Raw genomic sequence first — 16,267 nt, forward strand, 5'->3', positions numbered from 1 at the left:
GGATTGTGAAGGCGGCGTGCCGGCCGGCGCTGGCGACGGCGGGCGCGACGACTACATGGATGTCATTCCTCGGCGCCTCCATTGTTCTCGCCTATCGTGAAAAAGCCCGTGCTCGCTTTCCTGCTGCTCATCTTCGTGCCCATATCGCTGTCGGCCGCGAACTATCTGCGCGGCGATCGCCGCGGCAGCTGGCAGACCGCGGACCGTTCGAGCGCGGGTCTGCTGCCATCGCCGGCGCAGCATGCCGACGCGGTGGTTCGCGTATTCGCTGCGCGCACGGTGCGTTGGCGTGGCATCTTCGCCGTCCACACTTGGATCGTCGTGAAGGAGAAGGGCGGCCCGCGCTACACCCGCTACGACTACACCGCGTGGGGTGAGCCGATCCGGGTCGATGGCTTCGCGCCCGATGGTCGCTGGTTCGGTGCGTTGCCGGAGACAGTGCTGGCCGTCGACGGCGAAGAAGCCGAGCGGGTGATTCCGAGGATCCGCAGCGTGATGGAGAACTACCGCTTCCGCGCCTATGGCGACTACAATGCCTGGCCGGGACCGAATTCGAACACCTTCGTGCAGGCGGCGCTGCACGCGGTTCCTGAGCTGAACGCCGTGCTGCCGCCGACCGCAATCGGCAAGGACTTCCCTTTTGACGGCTGGTGGGGGCGCACGGCCTCCGGGACCGGTCTGTTCGTATCGCTCGGTGGCTATCTCGGTGTCACCGTCGGCTGGATCGAGGGCGTCGAGCTGAACTTCTTCGGGGGAGTTCTCGGCGTCGATCTGCGCCGGCCGGCGCTGAAATTTCCCGGGATCGGCCGCCTCGGCATGCCACCGGCCTGAGGCCCACGATCTGCCTGTCAGGCACTGGCTGGCATGCTGCTTGCTGCGAGCCTCTTCAGCGCGCCTGCGATGTCGCGGATGCGCCAAAACGCCAAGCGAGGCGAGAAGAGGCGGACGATGAGCACGCTGTTTGCGATCTGCGCGACCTATGAGGTGGACGATGGCGCGGCGCGTGGCTTTGTTCTCCAGCGCCGCGAGCCCGACGGCAGCGCCAAGCCTTGGCCGATCCTGGTCACGCGCAAGGGCAACAACTTCTACGGCTTCGAGAATGCCTGCCCGCATCAGGGCGCCCGCCTCGACAAGCATCCGGGCGAGTTCATGGACGAGGAAGGTAATTTCCTCGTTTGTGGCGAGCATGGTGCCCAGTTCGACCTCGATACCGGACAATGCTTCATTGGGCCCTGTCAGGGCCGGACGTTGTCTGTGGTCGAGCTTGTGATCGACGACGGTGACATCTGCCTCTCCGGGATCGATCTGGACGAGGAGGACGGCCTCGACATCGACGATCCCGAGGATGACGTGCCGGAGGTGCAGATCACATCGGATTGAGGCTGAGCGCCGGCCCCCCGACCGGGTCAGCGTTTCTTCCGTTCGGCGCGGCTGTAGTTGCTGAAGTGCCCCTCGCGTGCGGCCTGGCTGCGAGCGGCCTTGATCAGGCCGGGGCTGCGCGCCGGCGGCGCCGGCAGCGAGGGAAGGCGGGTCAGCTTGCGACTGCCGCAGGTCGGACAGACAGGCCTTTCAGAAATCCCGATCAGCAACTCGACATCCTCTGCGCAGGCCGCGCAATGGAAGCTATAGAACGGCATGACGTCATCCCCTCATTGTCGCTGAGGGGCGCTGCACGAAGCGGGCCAGCTCCATTGCGCATCGAATTCGCCGATTCAGGGCTCGTTTGCATGCGAACGGCAGCAGTTTTTTGCTGCGGTGTCCCGAATGCGACGCGGCTGGGGTCGAACATTCGACAGCCGTGCAGAGCTCCTCCGTCCGGCCGGCCCCGGATATCCGGTCGCCGGCCGGACGGACAAAGCGGATCAGGCGCTGGTTTTCGGCACGTACTTGCCGGCGACACACTTGTAACTCTGCAGATGCCACTCGTGATAGGGACCCTTGGACATCCAGTCTGCGATTCCGATCTGCGCGCTGACGGCGCAGGATGTCATCGTGATGCCGGACATCTCGCTGTTGGTGACGACCTTCTCCATGCAGAGCTGGCCGTTGCATAGCATTGCGACGAGAGTGACGAGCACGTTGATTCTGCCTCCAAAGAGTGGGACCCGGTCAGGATCGAGAAAGCAGAGTTCATGCCAAGTTATGAATCCAGGTCGTGCTGCTACGGGACGGATTGCTACGGGTGTCACTTCATGGCGACAGAAGCGTGATGGATTCACTGCTTGGATCACGCAGCGTTCGGCAACTGGCCCGTGTTTGCTGCTCGATCATTTGGCGATTTGCTCGTGTTGCGTGGTTCGGCCTGAGTGCCGAGGCTGAGCCGGGCCTATTGCGTCAAATAACAGGCAGCGCCTGCGCAGTCCTGCGGCGCTCGCGGACATTGGCTTCGGGGGCTTCGGGCGGAGTATCGCCGTTCATTGCCTGAATCAGAGTTCGGTTCGCACGGGCGTCCGCAGACGAACCGTCGATCCCCAGGATGATATCCGGCCTGATGCCAGACTTCCGGTGGCGCTGATATAGACGCCCCGACGCCCGGTGCTGGGAGCCTCCGCGTCGTCAGGCCTCGTTCAATCCGGCACCTCGATCGGTCAGGATCTTCTGCCCCTTCGCCGTCAGCTCGTAGATGTCGCCGTCCTTGGCGACATAACCCTCGCGGATCAGTCCATCGAGTTCGTCCTGCCGGTCGGGTGAGAAGGCGATTGCCTGGCCGATATCCGAAAGCGTCGCGATCTGGTCGTCCGTCAGCATGGCCATCCTCCCGTTGTTGATCCGAACGCCATGGCGTCGCGAATGTTCCGGGAGCACGAGGCCCTACGCCTTGCGCACGAACTCCGACTTCAGGTTCATCTGGCCGATGCCGTCGATCTTGCAGGCGATGTTGTGGCCGTCGCTCGCCTCCTGCAGGCGGATGTTGCGCACCTTGGTGCCGCCCTTCACGACGGACGACGATCCCTTCACTTTCAAGTCCTTGATGACGATGACGCTGTCACCGTCGGTCAGAACGTTGCCGTTGGCGTCGCGGATGCTGGCGTCGTCGCCGGCCGCCGCCGCAAGGGCGGCGTCGCCGCTCCATTCATGGCCGCATTCGGGACAGACCCACAGCGCGCCGTCCTGATAGGCGTGCTCGGAGCGGCATTGCGGGCAGGTCATTGCGTCGGTCATCTCATCCTCGGGCGCGGCAGAAGCATGGCGCAGCGTTAGAGGCTCGGATGGAACCGGGCAAGAAAAATCCCGGGGGAGGGCAGCGCGCGGCACGGATCGGCTGCGCGCCGCCATCGTCGGTCGGCAGCGTCACGCCGCCTTGCGCTCGGGGGTTTTGCTGGCCGGCCCGGTCTCGGCCGCTTCCATCGCCCGGAGATAGGTGTCGAGCAGCGTCTCGTGCTCGTCGCGCTCGTCCTGGTCCTGCTTCCTGAGCTTGATGATCTCCTTCAGGATCTTGACGTCGAAGCCTTCGCCCTTGGCCTCGGCGAACACTTCCTTCTTCTGCTCGTTCAGCTCCGCCAATTCGCCGTCGAGGTGCTCGATCCGCTCGATGAAGGACCGGATGCGCGCGCCGGGAATGCCGATCTCTGACATGGTGACTCCTGTACTAATGGGACGGAGAAAATGCGCGGCAGTTCGTTGCCAATGTCTTAACGGGCGCGCTTTGCCCACATCAGTGAATCCGACGTGCTTAACGCGGAACCGGGCGGGCTCTCGATGTCGCCGAGCGGGCGCCATGCGCTAGCTCCGCTCCGCCGCCGAGAGCTTCTGAAACTGCTTCTTCATCGCATTGACGCGGCCGAGATAGCCCGCGACCGAATGGTCGCCGCAGCGCTCGCCATCCGCCGGCTTGAAGCCGCGCCGCGCGAATCCGGCCGCCGGCCCGGCGCCGCACAGATGAATGACGGCTGCGAGATCCTGCCGCTGCTGCGCGCTCGGCTTGGCGCCAGGCTGCCGTGCGAGCACGGCGGCGACCTGGCGGTCGAGCGAGATCACCGTCAGCGCCACCGCATGCGCCGGCCATGCGCGGACGTACAGGCTCGGCGACCCGCAGCCGTCGCTGACCACCTCGTGATCCCGGATGCAGAACCGTGCGGCGTCGGCAAAGGCGCCGTCGGTCATCTGGAACAAGCCGACGGCGCTGGAAGCCGGCTGATACAGCGCGAACGGATTCCACGCGAGGCGCCAGCGCCAATAGGTGCGCGCCACCGGATTGCCCGAGCTCTCGGTCTGCGCCAGGGCGGCGAGCAACTCCGGCGTGATCGATCCTGTCGAGCTCTCACGGAACAGCGCGCCATATTGGCGCCACGTCTCCTCCGGCTCCTTGTCGAGCGAATGACCGGTCACCACGAACAGCTCGGTCGGCTTGCGCAGGACGTGATAGGCCAGATTGACCAGCGCGAAGGTCAGGAGCAGCACCAAGGCGCCGCAGGTGATCTTGATCCACCGCGGCGCCGTGCCCACCGTCCGGCCCAGCCACTGCGCACCGCGCCCTGCGATTCGCTTCGCATCGCGCCGCAGCGCGCGCCAACGTCTGCCGCGTTGCGGCTTGCGCATTTTTTGTTGGCGTGGAGCAGGGGATTTCGGCAACTGATTACCTCGGGCGCCGGTGTGCCGGTCCATGGTTAAGGAAGAATTTGTGCAATCGCGTCATCCTGCCACTTTCTGGTGTGGGGCGGCGCGTGATGAAGAAATCGGTCAGTACTCTGCTGATGGTGCTGTTGTCGGTGCTGGCGGCGGGCATCCTGGTGTCCACGGCGATCCTGATGAGCGGCGCCGCGGGCCGCTATCGCGAGAGCGTCGCGACCGAGCATTTGACCGCGGCCGACAAGGCGATCTTCCAGAACGTCCTGGTCATGCGCGCCCACCGCGGCGACATCCAGAGCGTGCTGCTGAGCGAGGACGATCCGCGCGCCAAGCTCACCGAATATCAGGGCATCGAGGCCAAGGGCTATGACGGCATCGTCGCCGCGCTCGCCGGCGTCGACATGCCCGAGCGCGACGACCTCCTGGCCGGGTTGAAATCGAGCTGGGACGCCACGGTCCCGCAGTTCAAGCTGCTGTTCGACGAAGCCGCGAAGCCGCGCGCCGAACGCGTGCTGGCGCGCACGCAGGCCTGGTACCAGGCAATGACCAAGACGCTGGACGTCGCCAACGCCGCCTCGCTCGCCGTCTCGAACCGCGCCTGGATGACCGATCCGGCGATCGCCAAGATGGTGCAGGCGCGGCGGCTGGCCTGGCAGGTCCGCGACCGCTACGGCCTGCAATGCTCGGCGCTGCGTCCCAACATCAACGCCTCCAAGCCGCTCGACGACACCCAGAAGGGCGCGGTCGCGCAATGGCGCGGCACCGTCGCGGCCGGCTGGTCCGGGCTCGACGACCTCCTGGCGGGGGGCGGCAGCACCGCGCTCGCCGGGGCCGTGAAGACCTCGCGCACCGAGGTCGAGGCCGCCCATCAGCGCATGGACCAGCTCACCAAGGGGTTTGACGGCAGCGGCAAGCCGGCGATGCCGGCGCCGGAATGGAACGCGTTCTGCCAGGGCCCGTTCGCCGGCATCATCGCCGTCGGCATGACCGCGCTCGACGGCGCGATCGCGCGCGCCGAGGAGATCAGGACCGCCGCGCTGAGCAGCCTGGTCGTCCAGTCGCTCGCCTTCCTGGCCGCGCTCGTGGTGGCCGGCCTGGCGCTGCGCGCGGTGCGCGTCCGCCTGATGCGCCCGGTCGGCGTCCTGATGCAGGCGATCCAGCGCATCGGCCAGCGCGACTACCAGACCCCGGTGCCGCAATTCGCTCATGCCGACGAGTTCGGCGCCATGGCTGCCGCCCTCGAGGGCCTGCGCGAGAGCGCCGCCACCGCCGACCGGCTGTCGCGCGAGCGCGAGCTCGACCAGGGCCGCCGGCTGGAGCGCTCGCAGGCGATCGACAGCGCCTGCAAGAGCTTCGACGACACCGTGCAGGCGGTCATCGTCAGCATGGGCAACTCGACCGGCCAGCTCGATTCCAGCGCCGGCGAGGTCCGCAAGCTGGTCGACGAATCCACCGAGCAGACGGCCGCGGTCGCCAGCGCCGCGGAGACCGCGACCAGCAATCTCGAGACCATCGCCGCCGCCACCGAGGAGCTGACCGCGTCGGTCTCCGAGATCGCCGCGCAAGTGCAGGCCTCCGCGGCCGATGCGCGCCAGGCGGTGGAGAAGGCGGCGCAGACCAACGCCACCGTCGAGATGCTCGACCGCGCCGCCAACCGCATCGGCGAGGTGGTCAAGATGATCACCGCGATCGCCGCGCAGACCAACCTGCTGGCGCTCAACGCCACCATCGAGGCGGCGCGCGCCGGCGAGGCCGGCCGCGGCTTCGCCGTGGTCGCCGGCGAGGTCAAGAACCTCGCGGCGCAGACCGCGACCGCGACCGACGATATCACCCGCCAGATCGCCGAGATCCAGGCCGCCACCGGCGAGTCGGTCGAGGCGATCCGCGCCATCAGCCACAACATCTCCAGCATCGACGAGAAGATGACGGCGATCGCCGCGGCGGTCGAAGAGCAGCGCGCCGCCACCACCGAGATCTCGCGCAACTTCCAGCATGCCGCCCAGGGCACCCGCGCCGTGACCGACACGATCGGCTCGGTCGCAGCGCTCAACCGCCAGACCGGCAATGCGGGCGCGGCAATGGTCGACTCCGTCCGCCGCATGTCCACCGATGCCGATCGTTTCCGCGTGGCGGTGGAGGGCTTCCTCGGCACCGTGCGCAAGGCCTAGCATCGGCCAAGCGGACGCGATCCCGCGGCGCCGATGGCGCCCGAGCCTTGCCGGTCGTCGGCCCTCTGAAGGGAGAGGGCGCGGGGAATGCCGGGCGCTGGCCGCACCCATGGCCCGCCTGCAGAAGATAAGCAGGCGGCAGTCACCACAGGTTCAGCCGAGGCATCCCGGCATTCCCCGCGCGATGGTTTTCACGCTTATAACGCGATCTCCCCGGTGTCCGGCTTGTAGCCACCGTCGCACGGCGGGATCATCATCACCGCCGCACTTGGCGCCAGCTTCGGGGCGCCAGGACCACGCGTCTTCACGTCCGCAAGCATACCGTTCGTCGGCGAGCCAGAAGACCCGCTGCGGCACGCCTGCGGCCACCGCATCTCCGGCCCACGTCTCGTGACGATCGCGATACGCCCCTCTCGGCGGGCCGGGATGGGCGTAGACAATCATGATTTTTGAAAAAACGAAAGCGATTTATTTTTCGCGGAAGGTCTGGACACGGTCGATCAGCCTGATGGCGTTGGCGAAATCAGCCGCGAGGCGCAGCAGGATTTCGCCGCGCATGACGCTGTCGGAGGGTGGGCTGGCGGGGCGTGCCGACGAGATCGAGCCGGGCGGGCCTTTGCCCACCCTGCGGCTGCGTCTGCGGGAAGGCGCATCGCGGAACACATCTCCCATCCGCCGGTTGAAGCTGCTTCCACATCAGCCACGGAGCACCCGCGCCATGCAGGACATCAGGGAACACATGGAAGTCATCGGCGCCGACGGCGCGCATGTCGGCACCGTCGACCGCGTCGACGGCAACCGCATCAAGCTGACCAAAAAGGACAGCGGCGAGGGCAGCCACAAGGGGCATCATCACTTCATCGACAAGGGCCTCGTCGCCGGCGTCGAAGGCGACAAGGTGCGGCTGTCGGCCATCGGCGCCGTCGCGGTGACGATGGAGGAGGAGAAGTAGGAGCGGGGATCCTCCTGTCTCCGTCGCTACGTCCGCAGTGATGCGCCTTTGCTCTCCTACGCGACCGTCCCGTGACTTGTAAGGTGGGCAAAGTGGCGCCGTCAGGCGGCGCGTGCCCACCATCGACGGTAGGCACGGTGGCGTGTGCATTTGCTCCAAAGCTTGTCATTGCGCGGTTGCGTCGAACCAATCATCGGATGCCGACGACACATGAAGATGTGATCGACGCGTGACCACGCGGAACTTGTGATGGCCAGGCGAGACAGCTACTCCCTGCGGAGCACATCAGCGCGAACGCACAGAATGGACGAACGTCGACGTCATGGACGGTGCAGACCTTATCGGCTTGCTGATTGCGTTCCTGCTGCCGCAACCGATGTCCCACGCCGAGCTGGCGCCCACCGGCATCTTCAAGTCGCCCTTGTACTACACCTATAACGGCCTTCTGCTGGCGCTGTTCGCGCTGATCTTCACGCCCATGTTCGTCCGCTTTCCGTCCGCTGCGCTCAAGGCCGATTTGATCGCTTTGGCCATCGTCGCGGTGGCCGCCTTCTTCGCCCGTCGCGCGCTGAAATGGCGCTATCCAATCTGACCTAACGGCTGCGCTCGCATGACAGTGAACCGTAGGGTGGGCAAAGCGGCGCCGTCAGGCGGCGCGTGCCCACCATCGACGCTGGCGGGTGCGGGCGGTGGGCACGGCGCGTGCAAAATGGTGCCCGGCAAAACCGACGCTGGCGCGCCTTTGCCCGCCCTACGTTTCGGCTACTCCGCGTAGCCCAGAATCGTCTTCAACAATTTCGGGAACCGGGCATTGAGGTCGGCCTCGCGCACGACGTTGCGATGCTCGACGCCCTGCTTGGTGGTGTGGATCAGGCCAGCCTCGCGCAACACCCGGAAATGGTTCGACAGCGTCGATTTGGCGATGCCGGGGCAGGGCGCGGCCTCGGTGCAGGACATGCAGTCCTTCCGTTCCATCAGGCTCTTGACGATGCGCAGCCGCAAGGGATCGGCGAGTGCGGCCAGCACTCCCGCTAATGTGATGTCCTCGCGCGACGGGTGAAACAGCTGCGCCATGAAAAACATATAGCGACGGCCTTGCGCGCGTTCAATAGTTCACTAGTTCTGAACGATTGAACCGAACGCCGCAGGCGGCGCAGTGTGGAGAGCAAGATGAGCAAGCGACTTGAGGGCAAGGTGGCGCTGGTGACCGGCGCGTCCAAGGGGATCGGCGCCGCGATCGCGGCCCGGCTGGCCGAGGAAGGCGCCGCTGTCGCCGTCAACTACAGCTCCAGCCGGGAGGGCGCCGACCGCGTCGTGGCGGGGATCACCGGCAAGGGCGGCAAGGCGGTGGCTGTGCGCGGCAACCTCGCCAATCCCGGCGACGTCAAGACCATCGTCGCCGAGACGGTGAAGGCGCTCGGCCCGATCGACATCCTCGTCAACAACGCCGGCGTCTACGCCTTCGCGCCGCTCGACGGCATCACGCCGGAGCACTTCCACAGCCAGTTCGACGTCAACGTGCTCGGCCTGCTCCTGGTGTCGCAGGAGGCCGCGCGGCATTTCAATCCGGCCGGCGGCAGCATCGTCAACATCTCCTCCGGCGTGTCCACCCTGACGCCGCCGAACACCGCCGTCTACACCGCGACCAAGGCCGCCGTCGACGCCATCTCCTCGGTGCTGTCGAAGGAACTGGCGCCGCGCAAGATCCGCGTCAACACCATCAATCCCGGCATGATCGTCACCGAGGGCGTCGTCGCCGCCGGCCTGCACGAGGGCGACATGCGCAACTGGATCGAAACGGCCACGCCGCTCGCGCGCGTCGGCAAGGCCGAGGAGATCGCCGCCGCGGTGGCATTCTTCGCCTCGGACGATGCGTCCTACGTGACCGGCGAGACGCTGCACGTGACCGGCGGGCTGCGCTGAGCGATCACGTCACTTCGGTCGCAGTCGCGAGCGGTGAAGCGTAGGGTGGGCAAAGCGCCGCCGCAAGGCGGCGCGTGCCCACCGTTCCGGTGTTTGGACGAAGCCAAATTCCCGTCTCGCCCCCCGGCGCCTATCGCGCTATGATGACAGCCGCGGGAAAGGAAGGCAGCCATGACCATCAAGGTCGCCGTCAGGTCAGAGGTCGTTCGTGATCCGACGGTCATGAGCGGCGATCCGGTGGTTCGCGGGACACGGGTGCCCGCCGAAACCATCCTGGCCTACCTGCGCGCCGGCTATCCGGCGCAGGAGATCTTCGCCGACTATCCGAGCCTGCCGATCGATGGCATCGACGCGGTGATCCGCTGGGCCGAGGTCACCTATGGTGCCGATTGGCGATCGGCGGAGAACGCGGCAGCCACCCGTTGAGCGAACGATTCCTGATCGACGAGTGCCTGAGCGGCGCCTTGGTGGGAGTGGCAAAGGCGCGCGGCTATCAGGCGGACTACGTCACCCATCTGGGCAAGAGCGGCTGGCAGGACTGGAATCTGGTGCGGTTCGCAAGCGCGAACGACTACATCATCGTCACCGACAATCGCAGAGATTTCCTGAAGGAATATGCCAAGCTCGACGTACATGCCGGGCTGGTGATCCTGATCCCGAAGGGCACGCGGGATGAGCAGATGAGTCTGTTTCAGAAGGCGCTCGATCTCTATTCCGTCCGCAACGCCGATCTCGTGAACAAGCTCATCGAAGTCGCGCGCGACGGCTCGGTCCATATCCGCGAGTGGACCGCCGACGATCACGACATCAACCATATCGACGATCCGAAGTGGCGGTGACCGTAGCCCGGATGAGCGAAGCGATATCCGGGGTCTGCCGCAGCGCCAGCGATGAACCCGGATGTCGCTTCGCTCATCCGGGCTACGCGGCAACGGTGATTTTTGGCAACTATAGGTTGATGAATCGTCCTATATAGGATCAAATCGGGCTTGCCGAATCCGTGATGCGCGCATCGCGGACGAGCTGCGTTTCAATCCACCGGTCGGGCGCATGGCGTTTTGCCATGGCGCAGTCCTGGCCGGCTGAATTTCAAATCACCAAAGGAGTTTCTCATGCGCATCGGTTTTGCATTGTCGACCATGTCTGTCGTCGCCGCATCGGTGGCCCTCGGTTGGGGCCTGACCGCGCCGCGCCCCGCGCACGCGTTCCTGGAGGACATCTGTATCCCGCGCGTGAAGGACGGGCTGAAGAATTGTCTCGCGCCGGCCAGCGCCTGCAAGGATCCGGCGGAGGCGCTGAACCGCGGCTGCCTGCTCGAGGCGGTGCAGTTCGCCGTCATTCCGCCCGGCCGCAGCATGATCCATGCGGACTCGACCTATTTCATCGCCCAGGCGCTCGGCTACCGCGCCGACGTCGCCTATTGGATCGCCGCCTACAACGAGAATTCCGACTACGCGCAATATGCGCCGATCGACCAGTGCGGCGGGCAGGCGACCTCGACCAATTCCGGCGCCAGCTACATCACCGCCAAGTTCAACGGCTTCCAGCGCACCAACAACACCACCGACGGGCCGCTGTATCACTACCTGCTCAACTTCTCGCCGAACGGGCAGGGCACCGATGTGCACGGCGCCAGCGGCGTGCAGGCGGTGTATCCGTTCCACTATCCGCCGCCCGGCTATCCCATCACCATCGACAGCGTCTATCAGGGCACGCTGTACGACCTCCGGCAATGGGCGATGAAGGGCGACGAGGCGCCCGGCCTGCTGTGCACCGCCGGATACACCGTGCCGAACGGCTCGTCGAACTTCAGCGGCCCGAAATGTCTGTCGAACGTCCCGATCAGCGGCAACGTGCCGCTCCTGGAGAACTACGCGATCGGGCCGGCGATCAACGTGACCTCCGGGCCGAAGATTCTCGACAACAGCAACGGCAATGTCGACTACACCCAGCTGAAGTCCTGGCTGGACGACAAGAGCAGGACCACCGGCGTGCTGTTCGACGATCCCCGGAAGCCGCCGGTGCCGGTGCAGATCGCCCGGATCGGGCTCTATCTGCACTCCCTGCAGGATGCCTCCTCGCACGGCACCTTCTGCGGCGACGACGCGCCGTCGCCCCCGGGCGGCTCGGATGTCGGCAGCTACATGTTCATGAGCTCGGGCAGCATCAAGCTCAGCTTCGGCACCTATTGCGCGACGGGGCCGCATCTGGCGAGCCACGTCCAGGAGACGGGCACCGGCGACACCAGCCTGCCGCTGCGCGACTATGTGGCGCTGAACAACACGGTGGACGAGCTGATCCTGTTCGGTAACAACGTCGCCAAGCCGCGCGGCTGGATCGTCAACCCCAGCCTGCTGCCGCCTGATGTCGTCGGGCGCAAGAGCGCGGCCGGCGACAGCGCCGCCGATTTGAAATCGCGCCTCGTCGGCCGCATCGTCTCGGGGCAGCAATGGTCCCGCGCGGAGGTCTACAACTCCGGCGTCATCACCTTTCCGCTGCAACGCACCGATGCGCAGGACCGGCTGAACACGATGAACGCCGCGCTCGGCGCGTACTCGAAGCGGCTGCTGAACGCCAACCCCAAGCTGACTCCGTTGAAGCCGATGCCGGGGAATTCGTTTCACCCGACCGACAAGTCGGTGTGTTTCAAGTAGCTGCTGAAGCAGCTCGGTCGCTCGTTACTGCAGTGTTTGGATGTGGCGAACTGAGCGACGTACGACGAATGCGCCCCCCTCCCATCATGGCGAAGCTTCGTCTCGCCTTGCGGGAGGGGACGCGGTCCGGTTAGCACCACCCCTTCTTCCAGTGACCGGGCGGGCAGTGATGGCCGCGCCAGCCCACCTTGCGGCCGCGGCTCCAGCCGAAGGCCCGATGACCACCGCCGCGGCCCCAGCCGTGACCATGGCCGCCGTGGCCATGCCCGCCTCTGACCGCGATGACATCAGACGCGCCGCGATCGGCGTGATCGACCTGGATGGGCGCGAGCGGCATGGCGCTGACAGGTGTGATCAGTGCGGTCGAGATCGATGCAGCCAGGATGAAGAGCGCTTTGCGCATGGGACTCCTCGGATGTTTGGACAATGAAATGATGGATGGAGCGGCTTTGCGGCTTGTCTGTGTCGTCAAGCGAAGGGGGGGGCCGAGCTCGTCGATCTCGCACCCCCCGCGCGCGAACTACTTCCTGGTCGTGCTGGAGCCGGTCGTCGTCATGCGCTGGCCGGGAGCGCTCTCGGAATGCCCCGGGCCGGCGGCCGTGTTGCGCTGATGACCAGGCGCATACTCGGACGCGCCGGGCGCCGTCGAGGTCCTGCTGGTCTGCATGCGATGGCCGGGCGCCGTCTTCGACACGCCGTGCAAACTCCCTGCGGTCTCTGCGGCGAACGCTGGTGAAGCCGCGAACAGCGCCGCGGCCAGAACGACTGCCATCCTCATGAACGAACCTCCTCCGTGTTGAGATCGGAGCAACATGGAGTTCCTGGCGATCGTTCCGGCCTCCCGTACTATCCCGGTGTTCCCGGCGGGGGCGCCGCTGGGGTCAATGTCGGCGTCGCACATTCCATCACCCGCGCCGCAGCGGGCGCGATGCGACGCGGCGTTGCCGCGAGCCTCCTGATGTGTCCTGCGCCGTCTTAGGGGGATGCCGTCGTCGAAAGCGTCTTCCAGAGCAGATATCCGCCCAGCACGATCAGGATCATCGGCATGAGCGGCAACGGCAAGGCAAGAAGATCCCACAGGCCGGCCGCAAGAATGATGACCCCGATGACTACGCCGAACCGGTCGACCTTGAGGCTCCGTTGCGTCCGCACCATCTGTGCGCCCAGGATGAGGACCCCGACGCCCACCAGGAACCAGCCCCAGGGAAGCCCGGCGAGCATGACCACGCCGAGCCAGATGAAGAAGACGGCCCAGGCGGCTGAATCGATTTGACGATGCGGATCGGGTGTGTCGTGGGATGGGACGAGAGACGCTTGCGTATCGGCCATGATGCTGCCTCCGCTTCTCTGACGACGACAGCTTGGTGCGGATTCACGTCGGCGCTGTTGATGCAAGTCAACCAAAGCGCGGGGGAAGCGCTAGGTCGTGGCGGACGCAACGACCTTCGATCCAGCACAAGCGAGCCAGTTGAATGCGCCGGCAGGCAGCGTCGGCCAATTCGGATAGCGCGCGTAGCCCGGATGAGCGATAGCGACATCCGGGGCCTCACACGTCACCTGCGATGAACCCGGATGTCGCTTCGCTCATCCGGGCTACGGGACCTCGACGACCAGGGCCGGATCGAAATCCGGGTTCTCTTTCCCATAGCCGTGCGGGTTGCAGATCACGCGGGTGGCGCCGATCTGATAGTCCGATTGCGTGTGGATGTGGCCGTGGATCCAGAGCGCCGGCTGCGTCGCCAGGATCAGCGCCGAGAGGTCCGAGGCGTAGGCGGCAGTGACGCGGTCGTTGCGATAGCGCTCGGCGACCGAGCCCCAGCCGGGGGCGTGGTGGGTGACGACGACGGTCGGGCCGTCGAACGGCGTCTCGAGGAGGCCGGTGAGCCAGGTGCGGGAGGTCCGGTGCAGGCCGAGCGCCTCCTGCGGCCGGAAGCGCAGCCAGGGCTGCTTGCGCCAGGTGATGCGGCGATGGTCGTTCATGCGGTCGCGGCACACCGCCATGGTGTGGACCTCGGAGCCGGGGCCGAAGATCGCATAGTCGGTCCACAGCGTGCAGCCTGCAAAGCGCACGCCCGCGAGCACGACCGCCTCGTTCTCCAGCAGATGCACCCCGAACCGCGCCGCCTCGGCGCGCGCCTGCGTCAGCTCCTCCGGATAGGTGCGGTGATAGAACTCATGGTTGCCCATCACCATGACGATCGGCACGTCGTCGGCCACGATCTCGCGCAACCGGGCAAAACCGTTCACCGCCCTCTCGCCAACATCGCCGGCGACGACCACCACATCGACCCCGGGCAACGCCGCGATCGGCTTGATGTCGGCCATGTCGGCGTGGAGATCGGAGAAGATGTGGAGGTGCATGGGGAAGGCGGAGCCTAAGGCTCGCCGCGTGGGGCATGTTAGCGAAGCGTAACGCGCCGATCCGGTCAAGCGGCGAGATTTGATCTTGTCCGCCCTATGCTTCCGACGACGATCGTTTAATTAAGAACTGCAACCGACTAAACTTTGGGGGGCGCAAGGCCAAGGCGTCGATGAGCTTGGGCCCAAGATAAGTTGTGAGGCTATGATCAGTAGCTTCAGGACTGGATGACATGAGGCGTCCAATGGCTTGGCCAACCGCCACTTCCCAAGGTTTTTGTGAGCCCGCTAGCATCATGAAAATATTGCGAAGCGACTTCACGTTCCCAAGCTGTCTATCATAGCCCGATAATTTGAATTTGTTCATCTCCTTGAACTGCGGATGCTCAGGGTACTGCGTGAGCCAATAGTCTATGGCCTCGATCATCTTAGCCCAGTTCGTGTCAAGTGACGCCAGTACATCATCTGACAGTATCAGATTTTCTGCCGCCCTGCAGAACAGTCGCATTCGCTTTACTATCTTTTTATCGTTGATTTCGTAGGGGTGTTCATCTCGATCTCTCAGCGAAAACGCCGTTGCACTGTCGTAGATTGCGCCGGCAATCTCTTCGACCTGATCTTCATACTTGTCGAGGCTCTGAATATCTCCGGCCGCACAGGGCCAAACCAAAAGTCTGCGCTCAGAGGTCCGAGCTGCTTGCTGCCAAATGCGCTCATCGTCTTCACCCTCAACGAGGAGTATAGGCATCTTATTGAAGACGTTTGATAGTGGATGGGCGCCAAAAATTGGTAAGACCCTCTGTAAGGGTTCGTTGATCGGAACAAATCCTACTTCGTTTTGTCCGGACGAGATAAATCCAACGTGGGCCTCAGTGTAAGCGCTAAGAGCTCCTAGGACAGCTGTGCTGTGAGTCGCGACTAGAACGACGATATCTCGCGATCTTACAGCGTCCACCAGCAGTGTCATTAAACGTTCTTGAAGATCAGGGTGAAGGTGAACGTCAGGTTCGTCCAGAAATAAGTATGAGGTTTTTCCCTGAAGATCCTCAGCTCCGTAAGAAAACGCAAGTATCTCAATCGCGAGGCTGATTAATTCGGCTTCTCCGCTGCTTATTAGTTGTGCGGGGAGCGGTTGGTCGGTATTCTTGGACTTGATTTCAAATCCAGCATTCGTTCCGCGAGAAAGCTCGACGTGGTCTAGCAGCTTATTGATAAGCGCAAGCGTAGAATCAAACGAAAACGTGAGGTCTTGACGCGATTTAAGGTCTTTTTCGATCTTTCTGAGAACTAATGTCTCTAATCTGCGATATTCTGTGACGCTTAAACCTCTGAAATTTTCATAGCGATTTGTGCGGCGAACATTGTCCGCCCATCCCGGGTTGTTTGCAAGGGTCGTCTCAATGCCCCCATCGTATGCAAGCTGACCGCCACGTTCAGGTGTTATGTATCGCGCCGAGCCAACATTGGGCAGTGCGTCCCTGTGTTGTTCAAACGTACGTAGCAGAGTACTTTTTCCGGTGCCGTTCTTTCCAAGAAGCACATTGATCTTCGAAAGGCCTGTAAGTTTCTTTTCCGCTACTACAATGTCCACCGGTGCGATCCCCAAAAGAAGGGCGACCTTTCGGCCGCCCGTCTGTTCCTCT

Annotated in this window: 22 protein-coding genes; 9 read left to right on the forward strand and 13 right to left on the reverse strand. The window is 64.4% G+C overall.

Annotated elements, in window-relative coordinates; translation table 11 throughout:
- Positions 1-108: 108 nt before the first annotated feature.
- Together ACQR1H_RS11430 and ACQR1H_RS11435 are read left to right on the forward strand one after the other, a co-directional pair.
- Complete coding sequence (locus ACQR1H_RS11430; protein WP_434907562.1) at positions 109-831, forward strand: DUF3750 domain-containing protein; 723 nt, start codon at positions 109-111, stop codon at positions 829-831.
- A 117-nt stretch (positions 832-948) separates the two neighbouring features.
- Positions 949-1,380 (forward strand): Rieske (2Fe-2S) protein, encoded by a 432-nt coding sequence (locus ACQR1H_RS11435; RefSeq protein ID WP_315800204.1) that lies wholly within the window; start codon positions 949-951, stop codon positions 1,378-1,380.
- A 26-nt stretch (positions 1,381-1,406) separates the two neighbouring features.
- Here ACQR1H_RS11435 and ACQR1H_RS11440 read toward each other — a convergent pair whose 3' ends face one another.
- The 6 genes from ACQR1H_RS11440 to ACQR1H_RS11465 all read right to left on the reverse strand — a co-directional run bounded on the left by ACQR1H_RS11440 (position 1,407) and on the right by ACQR1H_RS11465 (position 4,503).
- Positions 1,407-1,637, reverse strand: a complete 231-nt coding sequence (locus ACQR1H_RS11440) for an FmdB family zinc ribbon protein (protein WP_315800203.1) — start codon at positions 1,635-1,637, stop codon at positions 1,407-1,409.
- Positions 1,638-1,862: 225 nt separating this feature from the next.
- Positions 1,863-2,078: a hypothetical protein gene (locus tag ACQR1H_RS11445; protein WP_316215681.1), complete on the reverse strand. Its 216-nt coding sequence runs from the start codon at positions 2,076-2,078 to the stop codon at positions 1,863-1,865.
- 478 nt (positions 2,079-2,556) lie between these two features.
- Positions 2,557-2,748, reverse strand: coding sequence for a hypothetical protein (locus tag ACQR1H_RS11450; RefSeq protein ID WP_315712266.1), 192 nt, complete (start codon positions 2,746-2,748; stop codon positions 2,557-2,559).
- A gap of 63 nt (positions 2,749-2,811) precedes the next feature.
- Entirely contained in the window at positions 2,812-3,162 is a 351-nt protein-coding gene (locus tag ACQR1H_RS11455; protein WP_316215682.1) for a zinc ribbon domain-containing protein YjdM, read from the reverse strand.
- A 129-nt stretch (positions 3,163-3,291) separates the two neighbouring features.
- Entirely contained in the window at positions 3,292-3,576 is a 285-nt protein-coding gene (locus ACQR1H_RS11460) for a DUF2312 domain-containing protein (protein ID WP_315712263.1), read from the reverse strand.
- A 147-nt stretch (positions 3,577-3,723) separates the two neighbouring features.
- Complete coding sequence (locus ACQR1H_RS11465) at positions 3,724-4,503, reverse strand: transglycosylase SLT domain-containing protein (RefSeq protein WP_434907693.1); 780 nt, start codon at positions 4,501-4,503, stop codon at positions 3,724-3,726.
- Between the two features lie 164 nt (positions 4,504-4,667).
- Between ACQR1H_RS11465 and ACQR1H_RS11470 the strand changes: the two genes are divergently transcribed.
- A complete protein-coding gene (locus ACQR1H_RS11470; RefSeq protein WP_434907563.1) occupies positions 4,668-6,737 on the forward strand; it encodes a methyl-accepting chemotaxis protein in 2,070 nt (689 codons plus the stop codon).
- A 468-nt stretch (positions 6,738-7,205) separates the two neighbouring features.
- On the opposite strand, the gene ACQR1H_RS11475 is transcribed toward ACQR1H_RS11470, so the two are convergent.
- Entirely contained in the window at positions 7,206-7,400 is a 195-nt protein-coding gene (locus ACQR1H_RS11475) for a hypothetical protein (protein WP_434883156.1), read from the reverse strand.
- 55 nt (positions 7,401-7,455) lie between these two features.
- On the opposite strand from ACQR1H_RS11475, the gene ACQR1H_RS11480 reads away from it, so the two are divergent.
- Entirely contained in the window at positions 7,456-7,689 is a 234-nt protein-coding gene (locus ACQR1H_RS11480; protein ID WP_315800199.1) for a DUF2171 domain-containing protein, read from the forward strand.
- A 322-nt stretch (positions 7,690-8,011) separates the two neighbouring features.
- Complete coding sequence (locus tag ACQR1H_RS11485; RefSeq protein ID WP_315800198.1) at positions 8,012-8,281, forward strand: hypothetical protein; 270 nt, start codon at positions 8,012-8,014, stop codon at positions 8,279-8,281.
- Between the two features lie 170 nt (positions 8,282-8,451).
- Here the strand turns inward: ACQR1H_RS11485 and ACQR1H_RS11490 are convergent, their stop codons facing one another.
- Positions 8,452-8,763: an ArsR/SmtB family transcription factor gene (locus ACQR1H_RS11490; protein ID WP_316180812.1), complete on the reverse strand. Its 312-nt coding sequence runs from the start codon at positions 8,761-8,763 to the stop codon at positions 8,452-8,454.
- A gap of 96 nt (positions 8,764-8,859) precedes the next feature.
- Here ACQR1H_RS11490 and ACQR1H_RS11495 point away from each other — a divergent pair, with 96 nt between their 5' ends.
- The 4 genes from ACQR1H_RS11495 (at position 8,860) to ACQR1H_RS11510 (ending at position 12,266) form a co-directional block, all read left to right on the forward strand.
- Positions 8,860-9,612 carry an SDR family NAD(P)-dependent oxidoreductase gene (locus ACQR1H_RS11495; RefSeq protein ID WP_434889265.1) on the forward strand — a complete coding sequence of 251 codons (753 nt, stop codon included), beginning with the start codon at positions 8,860-8,862 and terminating at the stop codon, positions 9,610-9,612.
- A 171-nt stretch (positions 9,613-9,783) separates the two neighbouring features.
- Entirely contained in the window at positions 9,784-10,038 is a 255-nt protein-coding gene (locus ACQR1H_RS11500) for a DUF433 domain-containing protein (RefSeq protein WP_315800195.1), read from the forward strand.
- Positions 10,035-10,451, forward strand: coding sequence for a DUF5615 family PIN-like protein (locus tag ACQR1H_RS11505; RefSeq protein ID WP_434907564.1), 417 nt, complete (start codon positions 10,035-10,037; stop codon positions 10,449-10,451). Before ACQR1H_RS11500 ends, ACQR1H_RS11505 begins: the two co-directional genes overlap by 4 nt.
- Before the next feature lie 273 nt (positions 10,452-10,724).
- Positions 10,725-12,266 (forward strand): hypothetical protein, encoded by a 1,542-nt coding sequence (locus ACQR1H_RS11510; protein WP_434907565.1) that lies wholly within the window; start codon positions 10,725-10,727, stop codon positions 12,264-12,266.
- A 130-nt stretch (positions 12,267-12,396) separates the two neighbouring features.
- On the opposite strand, the gene ACQR1H_RS11515 is transcribed toward ACQR1H_RS11510, so the two are convergent.
- The 5 genes from ACQR1H_RS11515 to ACQR1H_RS11535 all read right to left on the reverse strand — a co-directional run bounded on the left by ACQR1H_RS11515 (position 12,397) and on the right by ACQR1H_RS11535 (position 16,215).
- Positions 12,397-12,669, reverse strand: coding sequence for a hypothetical protein (locus ACQR1H_RS11515; protein ID WP_434898652.1), 273 nt, complete (start codon positions 12,667-12,669; stop codon positions 12,397-12,399).
- Positions 12,670-12,786: 117 nt separating this feature from the next.
- Positions 12,787-13,044, reverse strand: coding sequence for a hypothetical protein (locus tag ACQR1H_RS11520; protein WP_434898653.1), 258 nt, complete (start codon positions 13,042-13,044; stop codon positions 12,787-12,789).
- Positions 13,045-13,241: 197 nt separating this feature from the next.
- On the reverse strand, positions 13,242-13,595 hold the full coding sequence (locus ACQR1H_RS11525; RefSeq protein WP_434907566.1) for a hypothetical protein: 354 nt from the start codon (positions 13,593-13,595) through the stop codon (positions 13,242-13,244).
- 264 nt (positions 13,596-13,859) lie between these two features.
- Positions 13,860-14,627 carry a metallophosphoesterase gene (locus ACQR1H_RS11530; protein WP_434907567.1) on the reverse strand — a complete coding sequence of 256 codons (768 nt, stop codon included), beginning with the start codon at positions 14,625-14,627 and terminating at the stop codon, positions 13,860-13,862.
- A 94-nt stretch (positions 14,628-14,721) separates the two neighbouring features.
- Entirely contained in the window at positions 14,722-16,215 is a 1,494-nt protein-coding gene (locus ACQR1H_RS11535; RefSeq protein WP_434907568.1) for an AAA family ATPase, read from the reverse strand.
- Positions 16,216-16,267: the final 52 nt, after the last annotated feature.

Origin of the sequence: Bradyrhizobium sp. HKCCYLRH2015 (genome assembly GCF_051168215.1) — a bacterium.
Taxonomy (GTDB): domain Bacteria; phylum Pseudomonadota; class Alphaproteobacteria; order Rhizobiales; family Xanthobacteraceae; genus Bradyrhizobium.